This is a genomic window from Mycobacterium sp. (assembly GCF_035274705.1).
In the GTDB taxonomy this organism is placed as follows: Bacteria; Actinomycetota; Actinomycetes; order Mycobacteriales; family Mycobacteriaceae; genus Mycobacterium.
Map to the genome: position 1 here is coordinate 46,058 of NZ_DATENY010000068.1, position 16,014 is coordinate 62,071.

16 protein-coding genes are annotated in these 16,014 nt (G+C 66.7%); 5 read left to right on the forward strand and 11 right to left on the reverse strand.

All coding sequences use genetic code 11. The features are described from left to right. Nucleotides 1-13: 13 nt before the first annotated feature. The 6 genes from VJV41_RS15920 to thiO all read right to left on the reverse strand — a co-directional run bounded on the left by VJV41_RS15920 (nucleotide 14) and on the right by thiO (nucleotide 4,489). Nucleotides 14-772, reverse strand: coding sequence for an ABC transporter permease (locus tag VJV41_RS15920; RefSeq protein ID WP_325335338.1), 759 nt, complete (start codon nucleotides 770-772; stop codon nucleotides 14-16). After that, nucleotides 769-1,680, reverse strand: a complete 912-nt coding sequence (locus tag VJV41_RS15925) for an ABC transporter ATP-binding protein (protein ID WP_325335340.1) — start codon at nucleotides 1,678-1,680, stop codon at nucleotides 769-771. The genes VJV41_RS15920 and VJV41_RS15925 overlap by 4 nt, the downstream gene beginning before the upstream one ends. A 68-nt stretch (nucleotides 1,681-1,748) precedes the next feature. Continuing rightward, nucleotides 1,749-2,510, reverse strand: a complete 762-nt coding sequence (locus tag VJV41_RS15930; RefSeq protein ID WP_325335342.1) for an SGNH/GDSL hydrolase family protein — start codon at nucleotides 2,508-2,510, stop codon at nucleotides 1,749-1,751. Then, on the reverse strand, nucleotides 2,507-3,298 hold the full coding sequence (locus VJV41_RS15935) for a thiazole synthase (protein WP_414684970.1): 792 nt from the start codon (nucleotides 3,296-3,298) through the stop codon (nucleotides 2,507-2,509). Before VJV41_RS15935 ends, VJV41_RS15930 begins: the two co-directional genes overlap by 4 nt. Continuing rightward, nucleotides 3,291-3,488, reverse strand: a complete 198-nt coding sequence (gene thiS / locus VJV41_RS15940; protein WP_325335345.1) for a sulfur carrier protein ThiS — start codon at nucleotides 3,486-3,488, stop codon at nucleotides 3,291-3,293. The genes VJV41_RS15935 and thiS overlap by 8 nt, the downstream gene beginning before the upstream one ends. Beyond that, nucleotides 3,485-4,489 (reverse strand): glycine oxidase ThiO, encoded by a 1,005-nt coding sequence (gene thiO / locus VJV41_RS15945; protein WP_325335472.1) that lies wholly within the window; start codon nucleotides 4,487-4,489, stop codon nucleotides 3,485-3,487. The genes thiS and thiO overlap by 4 nt, the downstream gene beginning before the upstream one ends. Before the next feature lie 156 nt (nucleotides 4,490-4,645). Between thiO and thiE the strand changes: the two genes are divergently transcribed. Then, nucleotides 4,646-5,359 (forward strand): thiamine phosphate synthase, encoded by a 714-nt coding sequence (thiE, locus tag VJV41_RS15950; RefSeq protein ID WP_325335347.1) that lies wholly within the window; start codon nucleotides 4,646-4,648, stop codon nucleotides 5,357-5,359. On the opposite strand, the gene VJV41_RS15955 is transcribed toward thiE, so the two are convergent. Continuing rightward, a complete protein-coding gene (locus VJV41_RS15955; protein WP_325335349.1) occupies nucleotides 5,331-5,834 on the reverse strand; it encodes an NUDIX hydrolase in 504 nt (167 codons plus the stop codon). The genes thiE and VJV41_RS15955 overlap by 29 nt on opposite strands. A 146-nt stretch (nucleotides 5,835-5,980) precedes the next feature. Here VJV41_RS15955 and glnX point away from each other — a divergent pair, with 146 nt between their 5' ends. From glnX to VJV41_RS15970, 3 genes are all read left to right on the forward strand, one after another. After that, complete coding sequence (gene glnX, locus VJV41_RS15960; protein ID WP_325335351.1) at nucleotides 5,981-7,300, forward strand: protein kinase G-activating protein GlnX; 1,320 nt, start codon at nucleotides 5,981-5,983, stop codon at nucleotides 7,298-7,300. A 101-nt stretch (nucleotides 7,301-7,401) separates the two neighbouring features. After that, nucleotides 7,402-8,322 carry a glutamate ABC transporter substrate-binding protein gene (locus VJV41_RS15965; protein ID WP_325335474.1) on the forward strand — a complete coding sequence of 307 codons (921 nt, stop codon included), beginning with the start codon at nucleotides 7,402-7,404 and terminating at the stop codon, nucleotides 8,320-8,322. Further along, complete coding sequence (locus tag VJV41_RS15970) at nucleotides 8,322-10,577, forward strand: serine/threonine-protein kinase PknG (RefSeq protein ID WP_325335353.1); 2,256 nt, start codon at nucleotides 8,322-8,324, stop codon at nucleotides 10,575-10,577. The genes VJV41_RS15965 and VJV41_RS15970 overlap by 1 nt, the downstream gene beginning before the upstream one ends. 69 nt (nucleotides 10,578-10,646) lie before the next feature. Here the strand turns inward: VJV41_RS15970 and VJV41_RS15975 are convergent, their stop codons facing one another. From VJV41_RS15975 to fgd, 3 genes are read right to left on the reverse strand one after another with little or no spacing between them, the layout of a single operon-like run. Beyond that, nucleotides 10,647-11,783 (reverse strand): acetate kinase, encoded by a 1,137-nt coding sequence (locus VJV41_RS15975; protein ID WP_325335354.1) that lies wholly within the window; start codon nucleotides 11,781-11,783, stop codon nucleotides 10,647-10,649. Beyond that, on the reverse strand, nucleotides 11,780-13,855 hold the full coding sequence (gene pta / locus VJV41_RS15980; RefSeq protein ID WP_325335475.1) for a phosphate acetyltransferase: 2,076 nt from the start codon (nucleotides 13,853-13,855) through the stop codon (nucleotides 11,780-11,782). Before pta ends, VJV41_RS15975 begins: the two co-directional genes overlap by 4 nt. 33 nt (nucleotides 13,856-13,888) lie before the next feature. Beyond that, nucleotides 13,889-14,899, reverse strand: a complete 1,011-nt coding sequence (gene fgd / locus VJV41_RS15985) for a glucose-6-phosphate dehydrogenase (coenzyme-F420) (protein WP_325335356.1) — start codon at nucleotides 14,897-14,899, stop codon at nucleotides 13,889-13,891. 34 nt (nucleotides 14,900-14,933) lie between these two features. On the opposite strand from fgd, the gene VJV41_RS15990 reads away from it, so the two are divergent. Further along, nucleotides 14,934-15,662: an MBL fold metallo-hydrolase gene (locus tag VJV41_RS15990; protein ID WP_325335359.1), complete on the forward strand. Its 729-nt coding sequence runs from the start codon at nucleotides 14,934-14,936 to the stop codon at nucleotides 15,660-15,662. 19 nt (nucleotides 15,663-15,681) lie between these two features. Here VJV41_RS15990 and VJV41_RS15995 read toward each other — a convergent pair whose 3' ends face one another. Next, nucleotides 15,682-15,978 carry a hypothetical protein gene (locus VJV41_RS15995; protein WP_325335361.1) on the reverse strand — a complete coding sequence of 99 codons (297 nt, stop codon included), beginning with the start codon at nucleotides 15,976-15,978 and terminating at the stop codon, nucleotides 15,682-15,684. Between the last annotated feature and the right edge of the window lie 36 nt (nucleotides 15,979-16,014).

Consider the following 16,014-nt stretch of genomic DNA (forward strand, 5'->3'; position numbering starts at 1 on the left):
GTTAGCCTCCGGCTCAGGCGTCGCGACGATTCACCACCACGACCGCCGCCAGGAAGACCACTCCGACGACCGCGGCGAAGTACACCAGCGAACCCAGCACATCCCACGGCATGGCGTACGCCGGATACAGCCACTGCACGTCGATGAACAGGAACATGTTCGCGAACGGGAGATACGGCCCGATCTCCGAAGCGATGCTCGGCAGGTTGCCGACCACGGGCTCGACCAGCAACGGCCACAACAGCAGCACGGCGACCGCACCGGCCGCATGTCGCAGCAGCGCCGCAACCGCCACTCCGAGCACCGCTGCGAGCACCGCGAACAACGCGATCGCGCCGACCGGACGCCACGCATCCGGCCGCGCCAGCGACAGTTGCGAACCGACCAACGGCGGCGCCGCCAACTTCGCGACCACGAGCGCGCCGATCACCATCACCGCGGCATAGACCGCAGAGAAGACCGCCGTGACAGTCGCTTTCGCGAGCAACACCAGCGTCCGATTGGGCGTGGCCATGAAGGTCGTACGGATCATCCCGCTGCGATACTCACCGGTCACCGTCATCGCCGCCAGGACCATCAGCACCGGCACACCGAACACCGCCGCACCCGTCGCTGCCCTTTCCGGCGGTAGCGGAGCCGCGCCGTATGCAGTCGCTCCCTGCACCGCGGCCAGGCCGAGGCTGAGCACCGCGACGGCGAGCGCCGACCACAACAGTGACCGGGTGGTCGACAACTTGATGCGCTCGGAATTCAGCACAGCAACGGTGCTCATTGGCTCACCGCCCGGTATTCGACGGCCTGATCGGTGAGCTGCATATAGGCCTCCTCGAGGGAGGCCTGCTGAGCACTCAGCTCGTGCAGCGTGATCACGTTGCGGGAGGCCAGGTCGCCGACGACCTCGATGGCCGCGCCGCGCACCTGCAGCGCGGAGCCGTCCGGTTCTGTGTGCGTCTCGAGTCCGGCGTCATCGAGCACTTGCTGGAGCACGTCCAGCTGCGGGCTGCGGACTCGCACGGTGTGGGCGCCCGAGCGGGCGACGAACTCGCTCACCGTCGTCGACGCGATCAACTTGCCTTTGCCGATGACGACCAACCGGTCTGCGGTGTTGGCCATCTCCGCGAGCAGATGGCTGGACACGAACACCGTGCGGCCCTCGCCGGCCAGTGTGCGCATCAGCGTGCGGACCCACCGAATGCCTTCGGGGTCAAGGCCGTTGACCGGCTCGTCGAAGAGCAGCACCGGCGGGTCACCCAGCATTGCGGCCGCGATGCCGAGCCGCTGACTCATGCCCAATGACAGCGTGCCGGCGTTGCGATCGGCAACGGCGGCCAGGCCGACCATGTCGAGCACCTCGTCGACTCTGCCGGCGGGAATGCGGTTGCTCGCGGCGATCCAGCGCAGATGGTCGCGCGCCGACCGGCTGGGATGCGCCTGCCTGGCGTCCAGCAGCGCGCCGACTGTGCGCAACGGGTCGGTCAGCTGACGGTACGTTTTGCCGTCGACGGTGGCGGTGCCCGACGTGGGATGGTCCAGGCCGAGGATCAGCCGCATCGTCGTGGTCTTGCCCGCGCCGTTGGGGCCCAGGAACCCGGTGACCATTCCGGGTTCTATCGAACAGCTCAAGTCGTCGACAGCGCGTGTTCGGCCAAATACTTTGGTCAGGCCCGCCAACTCGATCACGTTCGCGAGAGTACGGATTGTGATGAAAAGCGCGCAAAATTCATCAGAAACCGTACTCTCGGCACGTCCTATACCGCCTGGGCGACGACGAGGTCCGCGACTGCACGCATTCCTGCCGCATTGGGATGCAACGGCGCTGCCCTGCCGGGGATCGGCAACCCGAACTTGGTCGTCCACGGCTCCGCCGACCATGCGTGATGGTCGCGACTGGCTTCGGCGGCCCGCACCAATCCGCATCCCGCGTCGGCGGCCGCTTCGGCGGTCAACCGTTCCAAGGTCTCGGCGACGTGACGCCCCAACGCGGCGTCGGTGTCTGACAGCGGCGGCGCGGGCGTCCCCGCCGGCGGCAGCAGCGTCAGGTAGTCCACGAACAGCACCGTCGCGCGCGGCGACCGTTCGCGCAGTGTGCGGCCGACCTCCTTCAGCGATTCGGCCACATCTGCCAGCGCACGATCGCGCACCGCCGGGTCAAGCCGATCACGAAGCACGCCTGAAAGTATCGGCAGGCGGCGAACAATGCTCGGGAAACCGGCGGTGAACAGGAGCGGCACATATCCGGCGTCGTTGCCGCCGATCGTCACCGTGACCAGATCCTCCGACCCGTCCAGTGCGTCGATCTGCGGCGGTGCTCCGTTTTGGCGCTCGCGAAGCACATGGGCAGTGGTGGCGCCGGAGTACGTCACGTCGACGAGGTCGAGGCTCAGCTTGTCGGCGACGAGATGCGGATAGTTGCGCGCCGAGCGGCCGGCGCGAAGGGGTGCACCGTCGGCGCCCGGGCGGATACCCGGGCCGGCAGCCATCGAACTACCAAGCGCCACATAACGACTCATAACGCGGGGCTCGACGCCTGCGCCCAGAACCTCTTGGGAATACGGCCCGCCTGCCGTGCGAGATACCCGGCGGTGACGGCTGCAGCCATCGCGGCGGCCATGGTCGGCGGGTCGGCGGCGCGGGTCACGGCGGTGGCGAGAAGCACCGCGTCGCAACCCAACTCCATCGCCATCGCCGCATCGCTTGCGGTGCCGATGCCCGCGTCGAGAACCACCGGGACGTTCGCCTGTTCGACGATCATCGCGATGTTGTGCGGGTTCGCGATACCCAGACCCGTTCCGATCGGCGAACCCAGCGGCATCACCGCGGCGCAGCCGGTGTCCTCCAAACGCCGGGCCAGCACCGGGTCGTCATTGGTGTAAGGCAGCACGACGAAGCCGTCGTCGACCAATTGCTCTGCGGCCCTGATTAATTCGACGGCATCAGGCAGCAGCGTGCGTTCGTCGGCAATGACCTCGAGTTTGACCCAGTCGGTGCCCAACGCCTCGCGGGCCAGCTGCGCGGTCAGCACCGCCTCTGCGGCGCCGCGGCATCCGGCGGTATTCGGCAGCGGCGTGATGCCGAGCCGGTTCAGCAGGTCGAGGACGCCGGTGCCGCTTTCGGCGTCGACGCGGCGCATCGCGACGGTGGTCAGCTCAGTGCCCGACGCGATAAGCGCCTGCTCGAGCACGGCGAGATTCGCGGCGCCGCCCGTACCCATGATCAGCCGCGAGCCGAACTCACGGCCCGCGATAGTCAGTTTTGCCGATGAGCCGTTTGCGCGAAGAGAATCAGCAGCGTCAGCCACCCTGCACCGCCGTCACCACTTCCACCCGCGCGCCGTCTTTGAGCGCGGTGTGCCAATCGGATCGCGGCACCACCGCCCAATCCACCGCCACCGCGATGCCCTTTTCCGGGAAACCGAGGGTTTCCAGCAGCGCGGCGACGGTCATCTGATCGTCGACCTCGACCGCTTCATCGTTGACGGTCACCTTCATCGACTTGCTCCCACCGTGACGTTCAATTCGGCCGCGATCCGCTCGGCGGTCCACGGCGCGAGCAGGAATCCGTTGCGGCCGTGCCCCGCAGCGACCAGTGTGCACTCATCGAGCCGCTCGACGATCGGCAACCCGTCCGGCGTCATCGGCCGCAAACCGGCGGCGCATTCGGCGAACTCGTACTCGCCCAGCGCCGGCATCACCGCGCACGCGTCGTCGAGCAACTCGCGCACACCGGTGACGGCGGGCGCCGTGTCGCGGCCGTGCTCGTATTGCGTCGCGCCGACGACCACCCCATCGAACCGCGGCACCAAGTAGACCTGACGGCCGTGCACGCGGGCGCGGATCACCCGCCGCGGCACCGGCATACATCCGCGCCGCCAACGCAGCCGAAGCACCTCGCCCTTGACCGGGCGGATCGGCAGACCCGGCCACAGCGCAGGCGCGTCAATGCCGTTGGCGATCACCACGGCATCGGCCTGTGCTTCCGACAGGTGACCTAGGGGTGGTGCCCACTGCACGCCGAGCCGTTCGCAATGCGAAGCCAACGCCTCGACGACTGCTCGATTGTCGACCGCCAGTTCGGTTTCAGCGACGAAGCCGTGCCGAATGCCTTGCGCCAGAAGCGGTTCGATATCTCGGGCGGCCGACGTCAGGGTCACGGGATGTCCTTGGGCGGCCAGCCACTCGCCGACGGTCTTCAAGTCCGCTGCGTCGGCGCGGTCGACGGCGACCACCAGCGATTCTCGCGCGGTGACGACGTCGTCGGGCAGCCCGTCCAGGAAACCGCCATGCCACATCGCCAACGACTCCAGACCCAGCTGGAGCAGACGCTCCTCGCCGGGCCAGCCCTCACTGTGCGGGGCCAGCATGCCGCCGGCCACCCATGACGCGCCCTTGTCGTCGCCTCTGTGCACGCGCACGGTCCAGCCGTCCAGCGCGGCCCGGCGCGCGACGGACAGTCCGATGACGCCGCCACCGATGACGGCAAGCGATCCCATAGCCGGCGAGCCGGCAATTCGGCCTTTGGTCAATTCCCTCCCTTCGCCGGCATGACCCGGATCAGGTGTGACGGTAAGGGCAGGCCTGCCCACTCTCAGTCTCCGGTTCCCGGGACTCCCGTGTCGGCCCTCCACGGTAGTCGTTACCGTCGCCGTGTGCACAAACCTCGTGAACGCCTGCGCTCGCGTCTCGCTGCTGCGCAGCTGTACCTGTGCACCGACGCCCGCCGGGAGCGCGGGGACCTGGCGGAATTCGCCGACGCAGCGCTGTCCGGCGGGGTCGACATCATCCAGCTTCGGGACAAGGGCTCGTCCGGTGAGCAGAGGTTCGGCCCGCTCGAAGCCCGTCAAGAACTCGAGGCTCTCGAGGTGCTCGCCGACGCGGCGCGACGCCACAATGCGCTGCTCGCCGTCAACGACCGCGCCGACATCGCGCTTGCCGCAGCCGCCGACGTGTTGCACCTCGGTCAGGACGACCTGCCGCTCGACATTGCGCGCGACATCGTCGGGCCGGATCCGGTGATCGGCCGCTCCACGCACGACAACGCGCAGGTCCAAGCCGCGGCGACCGAGAACATCGACTATTTCTGCGTAGGTCCGTGCTGGCCGACGCCGACCAAACCGGGCCGCTCAGCGCCGGGCCTCGAGCTGGTCCGCTTCACGGCTGAACTGGCTTCCGGAGCCGCGGAGTCGGCGACATCCGGTTGGGACAAGCCATGGTTCGCGATCGGCGGCATCGACGACGAGCGACTGGCCCAGGTGCTCGCCGCCGGTGCGCGCCGCGTCGTCGTGGTGCGGGCGATCACCGCCGCCGACGATCCAGCGGCCGCCGCCGGCCGGCTCAAAGCTCGGCTTGCAACAGCGGAATAGTCGCTGCCACCTCGCGCAACCGCTCCCAGCTGGCGGCGAACCCCGGATGCAAGGGCAGCTCGGCGACCTCGTCCACCGCGACCCAGCGCAGTTCCGCACTCTCGCGGTTCGGCACGGTCTCGAGCAGTTCTGCGGCGTCAGCGATCACGGTGGTGTATGTCCAGTAGGCGCCGCCCGTCCCCGAAATTTCAGCGGTGACGACGGTGGCGCGCACCGTCAGCTGGTCGGCGGGCAGCCCGGCTTCCTCGTGCGCCTCGCGCACAGCCGCCTGCTCAGGCGTTTCGTGGCTGTCACGCGCGCCCCCGGGCAGGGCCCATGTCCCGCCCTGATGGCTCCACGGCGCGCGGTGCTGCAGCAGGACCGCCGCCGAACCATCCGGTTGCGGCGCACGCAGCAGCAGGCCGGCCGCGCCGTGTCTGCCCCAATAGGCGGCGCCGGTGTCGGACACCACCCAGCCGTCACCGTCGCCATGCACGGCTTCAGCTTAGGGAACACGCGGAAAAGTCGCGGTCGTCGAATGCCCGCACGTCACCCGTGAAACTCTTAGAATTCTTTTATAGAGTTGGCAGTGGTTCGGGGACGATAGCCGGAGAGCAGCGAAAAGATGAGGTCCGCGCACACGTGACTGTGGAGTTGGCGCACCCCTCGACCGAGCCTCTTGCGTCGCGGTCGCCGACAACGCCAGCGCACCCACGCTGGTGGTTTTTGTGGACCACCCCCGGCCGGATCCTGACCATCGGAGTCGTCCTGTCGGCGCTCGTGGTCGCCAGCGCGTTTGCCACGTCGACGACGATCAACGACCGCCAACAAGCGCTGACCACCGTTCTCAACCACACCGAGCCGTTGTCGTTCGCGGCTGGGCAGCTCTACACCACGCTGTCGGTGGCCGATGCCGCCGCGGCGACCGCGTTCATCGCGGGCGCCGAACCGCGCGACGTCAGGCAGCGCTACGAGCAGGCCATCACCGACGCGGGTGTCGCGGTCACCCGAGCGTCCAGCGGGCTGACCGACGAGCCGATGGTGCAACTCCTCGGCCGGGTCAACGCCCAACTCTCGGTGTACACCGGGCTGATCGAGACCGCCCGCACCAACAACCGGGCCGGCAATCCGGTCGGCTCGTCGTATCTGTCCGAGGCGTCGTCATTGATGCAGACGCAGATCCTGCCCGACGCGCAGCGGCTTTACGAGCAGACCTCGGCGCGGGTGGACGCCGAGACGACCGCGTCGGCGCGAATTCCCGGGCCGGTCATACTCGTGGTGCTGGCGACGTTGTTGTTCGGCGCGTTCGCAAATCGCTGGCTGGCCCGCCGCACCCGCCGCCGGGTGAATATCGGTTTTGTGGCCGGCGGCCTTGCCGTGCTGATTATGTTGATATGGGTGGGCACGGCGCTCGTCATCTCGACTGCAGACAGCCGCAGCGCGAAAGACACTGCGGCTGAGTCCCTCAAGACTGTCACCACCCTTGCGATCACCGCCCAACAGGCGCGAGCCGACGAGACGCTGTCGTTGATCCGCCGCGGCGATGAGAACGTGCGAAAGCAGTCCTACTACCAACGCATCGACATGATGGCCCAGCAACTGTCCGACTACCTGTCCCGCGAGGACGCGATCGACAAGAACGACCTGTCCGACGCCGAGCAGTTGCTCAAGAAATGGCGGGCGGCCGACGACCGGATCAACGCCTACATCGCGGTGGGCAACTACCAGGCAGCCACACAGGTCGCGCTGGGCACCGGTGAAGACGACTCCACTCCCGCATTCGACAAGCTCGACGCGGCACTGAGCAAGGGCATCGAAGAGGGCCGCAGCCAGCTGCGCAACGACATCCTCAACGCCCGCCGGGTGTTGTCGGGCGCGACCGTGGGCGCCGCGGTTCTGTCTGTCGTCGCCGCGGTGGCGGTGGCGCTGGGGTTGTGGCCTCGACTTAGCGAGTACCGATGAAGCCCGACGAACGTTCCTTACCGCTCGACAATTCGCGAAAATATCGAGCGGTAAGGAACGTTCGCGCCAACCGATTGTGTGTCCTGCTCGCCGTGGCGGCGATGCTCAGCGGCTGCGCACAGGGCGCGGCGGTGATGCCGACGCCCGGTGTCACGCTGGCGCCGCCGGCCCCTGCGGGCTTGGAGGAGCTGCCACCACAACCGGCGAAGGCGCCGACGATCGACGACGAATGCAACCGCACCGCGAGCCTGCGGCCCTTCCCCACCAAGGCCGACGCGGACGCCGCGGTCACCAACATCCGCAATCGTGGCCGGCTGATCGTCGGGCTCGACATCGGCAGCAATCTGTTTTCCTTCCGCGACCCGATCACCGGCGAGATCACCGGCTTCGATGTCGACATCGCCGGCGAGATCGCCCGCGACATCTTTGGCACCCCGTCACAAGTGGAGTACCGGATCCTGTCGTCGGCCGATCGCATCGCGGCGCTGCAGAACAACCAGGTCGACGTCGTCGTCAAGACAATGACCATCACCTGCGACCGCAAGAAGCTCGTCAACTTCTCCACCGTCTATCTGAATGCCAACCAGCGCATCCTGGCTGCCCGCGACTCGACAATCTCGCAGCCGTCCGATCTGTCGGGCAAGCGGGTTTGCGTCGCGAAGGGCACGACGTCGCTGCAGCGCATCCAGCAGATCACCCCGCCGCCGATCATCGTCGGGGTGGTGACGTGGGCCGACTGCCTTGTCGCGTTGCAGCAGCGCCAGGTCGACGCGGTCAGCACTGACGACTCGATTCTGGCCGGGCTGGTGGTGCAGGATCCTTATCTGCACATCGTCGGTCCGAGCCTCAACGAGGAGCCCTACGGCATCGGCATCAACCTGCAGAACACCGGGCTGGTGCGGTTCGTGAACGGAACGCTGGAGCGCGTGCGCCGGGACGGCACCTGGAATACGTTGTACCGCAAATGGTTAACTGTGCTCGGCCCGGCCCCGGCACCGCCAGTCGCGAGGTATTCGGACTGATGGCCGAGGCACGAAATTTCGAGGAGGGCCCAGCAACCCAGCCGGCGACTTTCGACGAGCTCGACATGGATTCCGTGGCCACCATGCGACCGATGGCCACCCAGGCGGTGTTCCGGCCACATTTCGACGAGGACACCGACAGCACGTCCGACGGCACCGAGGACACGGAACCGCACGACCATACGACCATGGTGACGAGGGCGCTGTCGCCGACGCGGCGCCTCGGCGGCGGGCTGGTGGAGATTCCACGGGTGCCCGCGAAGGACCCGCTCCAAGCGCTGATGACCAATCCGGTTGTGGCCGAATCGAAGCGGTTCTGCTGGAACTGCGGAAGGCCGGTCGGCAGATCCTCACCCGACGGCCGCGCGCTGTCGGAGGGATGGTGCCCGCACTGCGGCAGCCCGTATTCGTTTCTGCCGCAGTTGAGTCCGGGGGACGTGGTCATCGACCAGTACGAGATCAAGGGCTGTATCGCGCACGGTGGTCTGGGGTGGGTGTACCTCGCCTACGACCAGAACGTCAACGACCGTCCGGTCGTGCTCAAGGGTCTGGTGCATTCCGGGGACGCCGAGGCGCAGGCAATCGCGATGGCCGAGCGCCAGTTCCTCGCCGAGGTAACGCATCCGGGGATCGTCAAGATCTACAACTTCGTCGAGCACAAAGACAAGCACGGTAATCCCGTCGGCTACATCGTCATGGAGTATGTCGGCGGGACGTCGCTCAAACAGGCCAAGGGCGACAATCTGCCGGTTGCCCAGGCGATCGGCTTCATGCTCGAAATCCTTCCCGCCCTTGGTTATCTGCATTCGATCGGTTTGGTCTACAACGATCTCAAGCCCGAGAACATCATGGTGACCGAGGAGCAGCTCAAGCTGATCGACCTCGGCGCGGTATCGCGGATCAATTCGTTCGGATACCTATACGGCACACCGGGTTACCAGGCTCCCGAGATCGTGCGGAGCGGTCCGACCGTCGCGACCGACATCTACACGGTCGGCCGCACGCTGGCCGCGCTGACGCTGAATCTGCGTACGCGCAAAGGGCGTTACGTCGACGGGTTGCCCGAGGACGATCCGGTGCTGGCCGAATACGACTCGTTCGGCCGGCTGCTGCGCCGGGCCATCGACCCGGATCCGCGGCGGCGGTTCGGCAGTGCCGAAGAGATGTCGGGTCAGCTGCTCGGCGTGCTGCGCGAGGCGGTGGCGCAGGACACTGGGGTGGCGCGGCCAGGTTTGTCGACGGTCTTCTCCCCGACGCGGTCCACATTCGGCGTCGATCTGCTGGTGGCGCACACCGACGTGTACCTCGACGGGCAGGTGCATTCGGAGAAGCTGACCGCGCAGGAGATCGTCAAGGCATTGCCGGTGCCATTGGTGGACCCCGCCGACGTCGGGGCGGCCGTGTTGTCTGCAAGTGTGCTGAGCCAACCCGTGCAGACGCTGGACCAGCTGCGGGCTGCGCGTCACGGGGCACTGGACTCGGAGGGTATCGACCTGTCTGAGTCTGTGGAGCTGCCGCTGATGGAAGTCCGCGCGCTGCTGGATCTTGGCGATGTCGCGAAGGCGACTCGAAAGCTCGACGACCTCGCCGACCGTGTCGGCTGGCGTTGGCGGCTGGTGTGGTTCCGTGCTGTGGCGGAGATGTTGTCAGCCGACTACGATTCGGCGACAAAGCATTTCACCGAAGTGCTCGACACGCTTCCCGGCGAACTGGCACCGAAGCTCGCACTGGCCGCGACGGCCGAGCTGTCCGGAAACACCGACGAATGCAAGTTCTACAACACGGTGTGGTGCACCGACAACGGTGTGATCTCGGCGGGGTTCGGGCTGGCGCGTTGGCAGTCGGCGGCGGGCGACCGTGACGCGGCGGTACGCACGCTGGATCAAGTGCCGTCCACCTCAAGGCATTTCACGACGGCGCGGTTGACGAGCGCGGTGACCTTGCTGTCGGGACGGTCGACGAGCGAGATCACCGAGCAACACATTCGCGATGCCGCCCGCCGTGTCGAGGCGCTACCCGACACCGAGCCGCGGGTGTTGCAGATCCGGGCACTGGTGCTGGGCACGGCGATGGACTGGCTGGCCGACAACACCGCGAGCACGAACCACATCCTCGGCTTCCCGTTCACCCAACACGGACTACAGCTCGGTGTCGAGGCGTCGCTGCGTGGCCTGGCCCGTGTCGCGCCGACACAGGCGCACCGCTACGCGCTGGTCGATCTGGCCAACAGCGTGCGGCCTACGTCGACGTTCTAGGCCTCTGCGCGAGCAGACATAAAGTGCTCCAAAACCTCGGCGTGTCGGGGCCTTTTGCGTCTGCTCGCGCTAGATGACCTCCACGCAGGCGCGGGCAATCGCGAGCTCTTCGTTGGTCGGGATGACGAGCACCGTCGTCGGCGAGGTCTCCACCGAGATGCGACGCGCGCCCTTGGCCGGGCTGGCATTGAGGTGCTCGTCAAGCTCGATGCCCAGCGCCGTCATTCCGCTCATCGCGTCGCGACGCACCGCCGCGTCGTTCTCCCCCACCCCGGCCGTGAATGTGATGACGTCAGCGCTGCCCAGCAGTGCCACGTAGGCGCCGATGTACTTGCGCAGGCGATGGATGTAGACGTCGTAAGCCAATTGCGCTGCCTCATCACCGGATTCAATGCGCTGGTGCAGCACCCGAAAGTCGATCTCACCGCAAAGACCGCGGACGCCTGAGCGCTTGTTGAGCATCGTCTCGATGTCCTCGACACTCATGCCGGCCGTGCGCCACAAGTACATGATCACGCCGGGGTCGATGTCGCCGGAGCGAGTGCCCATCACCAGGCCCTCCATCGGCGTCAGGCCCATCGACGTGTCTATCGGCCGACCGCCGACGATCGCCGAGGCCGACGCGCCGTTGCCGAGGTGCAGCACGATCTGGCTCAGCTTGGCGAGCGGCGCGTCGAGAAACGCGGCCGCTTGCTCGCTGACGTACTGATGCGACGTGCCGTGAAACCCGTAGCGGCGGATGTGCCACTGCTGCGCGATATCCCGGTCAATCGCATACGCTGCCGCGGCCGGCGGCAAATCGTGAAAGAACGCCGTGTCGAAGACCGCGACGTGTGGGAGATCGGGCAGCGCCTTGCGTGCCACCCGAATCCCGAGCACTGCAGGCGGATTATGCAGCGGCGCAAGCGAAGACAGCTCTTCGAGCTTGGCGATCAATGCATCGTCGACCAACGTCGGCTGATACAGGTCGGGGCCGCCGTGTACTACCCGGTGGCCCACCGCGACCAGTTCGGAGTCACCCACCTGCGGGCCGATCTCGTCGAACACAATGCGCAACGCCGCCTCGTGGTCTGCGACGACGGACCCTTCCTCACCGATCCGCTCGACGATGCCGTCGACCAGCGATGCACCCGATTCCGGTTCTATCAGCTGGTATTTGACCGACGACGAACCCGAATTGACCACCAGGACGCTGCGCGGCGTCACAAACCCTGCGCCTGGATCGCGGTGATCGCGACGGTGTTGACGATGTCCTCGACCAGCGCACCACGCGACAGGTCGTTCACCGGTTTGTTCAACCCCTGCAACACCGGACCGATCGCGATCGCCCCGGCGCTGCGTTGCACCGCCTTGTACGTGTTGTTGCCGGTGTTGAGGTCGGGAAAGATCAGCACCGTCGCCCTGCCGGCGACCTTCGAGTCCGGCATCTTCGTCGCGGCGACCGACGGCTCCACCGCCGCGTCGTACTGGACGGGTCCCTCGACGAGTAGATCGGGTTCGCGCTTGCGTACCAATTCCGTTGCGGCCCTCACCTTGTCGACGTCGGCACCGGAACCACTGGTTCCTGTCGAATACGACAGCATCGCGACGCGCGGGTCGATGCCGAACTGGGCCGCGGTGCGTGCCGACGAGATCGCGATGTCGGCGAGCTGCTCCGACGTCGGGTCCGGCACGATCGCGCAGTCACCGTAGGCCAGTACCCGGTCTGCCAAACACATCAGGAAGATGCTGGACACTGTAGAAACTTCGCGCGCCGTCCTTATTATCTCGAACGCGGGCCGCACGGTGTGCGCGGTGGTGTGCGTGGCGCCCGACACCATGCCGTCGACCATGTCGTTGTGGACGAGCATCGTGCCGAAATAGGAAACGTCGTGGATGATTTCGCGGGCCTGTTCGACGGTGACGCCCTTGTGCTTGCGCATCTCGGCGTACTGTTCGGCGAACTTGTCACACAGCTCGCTGGTGCGGGGATTGAGCACCACCGCCGCCGACAGATCGACGCCGAGTTCCGCGGCGCGCGACCGAACCTGCGCCGCGTCGCCGAGGATCGTCAGGTCGGCTACCCCGCGCTGCAACAGGCGCCCCGCGGCCTTGAGGATGCGGTCGTCCTCGCCCTCGGGCAACACGATGCGCTTGCGGTCTGACCGTGCCCGGTCCAGCAACTGGTAGGTGAACATCTGCGGGGTGACGACTGACGGAATCGGAATCGCCAGCCGCTCGAGCAGTTCCGCGGTGTCGACGTAGGTGTCCATCAATGCCAGCGCCGTGTCGATCTTGCGTTGTGAACCCGCCGTCACCCTGCCGCGGGCATGCGCAACCCGGCTCGCGGTCTCGAACGTGCCGAAGCTCGTCGCGATGATCGGTAGCCGAAGGCCAAGACCCGCGACCAGAGACGCGATCGACGGATGCAGCTCCAGGCCGCCGTTGAGAATGACACATGATAGTGACGGAAATCCTTCTGCCGCATGCGCACTCACCACAGCCAGGACGACGTCGGACCGGTCGCCCGGGGTGATGACGGCCACACCTTCGCTGAGCCGCTCCAGCACGTGTTCGGCCGTCATGCCGGCGACGAGCACGTCCATCACTTCACGAGTCAGCAGCGCCGGGTCGCCGCGAACGAGCGCGCCTTCGACGGCGGACCCGAGCTCGGCCACCGATGGGGCGACCAGCAGCGGCTCCTCGGGCAGCACATAGCTCGGTGGCCCGAGTTTCCCAAGCGCCTCCTCAACGGCGGTGAGCTGCGACGGGTCGCAGCGGTTGGCGACCACCGCCGCAAGGTGGGCGTGCTGGGCGTCCAACTCGAACAGGCACAGGTCGACGAGCTGGACCACCTGCTCGGGCGTGCGGTCCTTGGCCTTGACCGCGAGCACCACAGGCGCGCCCAGATTCACGGCGATGCGCGCATTCATCGACAGCTCGCTGGGCGTGGCGACATCGGTGTAGTCGCTGCCGACGATCAGCACCGCGTCGCACTGGTCGGCGACCTGGTGATAACGGTCGACAATGTCGGCTATCGCCGCGTCGGGATCCTCGTGCAGCTGCTGGTAACTGACGCCGACGCAGTCCTCATAGCGAAGGCCCGCCGTGGTATGCGCCAGCAGCAGTTCCAGGATGTAGTCGCGCTCCTCCCCCAGTCGGGTGATCGGACGGAACACACCGACTTTGGCGACGATGGCAGCCAGCCGGTGCAGGATGCCGAGTGCGATCGTCGACTTGCCGGTGTCGCCCTCGGGCGAAGCGATATAGATCGCGGATGAGCGCTCGCGCGAAGACAATGAGCCGGTGGGCACGCCTGAAAGCCTGCCGTATCAGCCGAGGCGGCGCAGCCGCGGCTCCAGATCCTTTTGGAACAGTTCGAGGAACCGGCGCTGGTCGTGGCGCGGCGCGTGGAAGACGAGGTGGTTCAGCCCCCACGTCACGTACTGGCCGACCTTCTCGACGGCTTCGTCGGGATCCGATGCGACGATCCAGCGCTTGGCGACCTGTTCGATGGGCAGCGCATCGGCGGCCTTCTCCATCTCGATCGGATCGTCGATGGAATGTTTCTGCTCGGCGGTCAGCGACAGCGGCGCCCAGAACCGGGTGTTCTCCAGCGCCAGGTTCGGATCCGGATCGTAGGAGATCTTGATCTCGATCATCCGGTCGATGTCGTCGGGGTTGCGGCCAGCCGCCTCCGCACCTTCTTTCATCGCGGGGATCAGCTTGTCCTTGTACAGCTCCTCGCCCTTACCGCTGGTGCAGATGAACCCGTCACCCGTGCGGCCGGCGTACTTGGCCACCTGCGGGCCGCCCGCGGCGATGTAGATCGGGATGCCGCCCTCGGGAACGTCGTAGATCGAGGCGCCTTTGGTGCGGTAGTACTCGCCGTCGAAATCCACCCGGTCGCCGAGCCACAGCTCGCGCATCAGCCTGACGGACTCGCGTAGCCGGGCATAGCGCTCCTTGAACTCCGGCCAGGCGCCCTCGTAACCGGTCGCGATCTCGTTGAGCGCCTCGCCGGTGCCCACGCCGAGGAAGATCCGGTCCGGGTACAGGCAGCCCATCGTCGCGAACGCCTGCGCGATCACGGCCGGGTTGTAACGGAACGTCGGGGTCAGCACCGAAGTGCCAAGGATCAGCCGCTTGGTGCGCTCGCCCACGGCCGCCATCCAGGCCAGCGACCACGGGGCGTGGCCGCCTTCGTGGCGCCACGGCTGGAAGTGGTCGCTGACGGTCGCGCTGTCCATGCCGTGCTCTTCGGCCGCAACGGCCAGTTCGACCAGTTCTCGCGGGGCGAACTGCTCCGCCGACGCCTTGTATCCGAGTTTGAGTTCAGCCACGAGTACTTTCTACTCCCCTGCTTACACTCGGCTGATGGCACCGGCTCTGACCGCCATCACCGACACCGTGCACTTCGCGTACACCGACCTGGTGAACTGGACATTGGTCACCGACGGCAGCGGCGTCATGCTGATCGACGCCGGTTATCCGGGCCACCGCGAGGACGTGCTCGACTCGCTGCGGCAGCTCGGGTTCGGCGTCGACGACCTACGCGCGATCCTGTTGACCCACGCGCACATCGACCATTTTGGTTCGGCCATCTGGTTCGCGAAAACCCATGGGACACCGGTGTATTGCCACGCCACAGAGGTCGGGCATTCCAAGCGTGAGTATCTCGAGCAGGCATCGCCGATGGACGTCGCGAAGCACATCTGGCAGCCGCGCTGGCTGAGATGGTCGGTGGACATCAGCCGTAAGGGTGCATTCACCCGCGACGGCATCCCGACCACCCTGGCGCTATCCGAAGATGTCTCCCTACCGGGTCAGCCGATGGCGATTCCCACCCCCGGCCACACCGGCGGGCATTGCTCATATGTGGTCGACGGCGTGCTGGTCGCCGGCGATGCGCTGGTCACTGGCCACCCACTGTTGAAGCACGTCGGACCGCAACTGTTGCCTGAACTGTTCAACCACGACCAAGGCGGCTGCGTACGCAGCCTGGCCGCGCTGGGAATGCTCGACACCGAGGTGCTGCTGCCTGGCCACGGGCCAGTGTGGCGCGGTTCGATCCGCGATGCCGCGGAAACAGCCGCGAAGTATTGAGCGCGACGAGCCAGCCCGACTAGGCGAGGGTTTCGTAGCCGAACAAGAAGATCGCGGTGAGACACAGCCCGCATCCCAGCACGATCGTGGGCATCAGGATCATGCTGTCGAGCTCGTCGTCGTCGAGGACATCGCCTTCAAACCGTCCGAACAGTACGCGCGCCACTCCGGTCCTCCGGAACGTGTGCACGAGGCGCCGCACGGCCTTGGTGTTGCGCCGGCGGCCGATGAACGATCGTGACGCGAATCCCGCCGCAAACGTCAGTACGGCCGCCGCAAGCAGCAGCCACGCCACCGTCGTCTGTGAAATCGACACGACCCACCCCCGGTGTCCACGACACCTGCGGGCCAG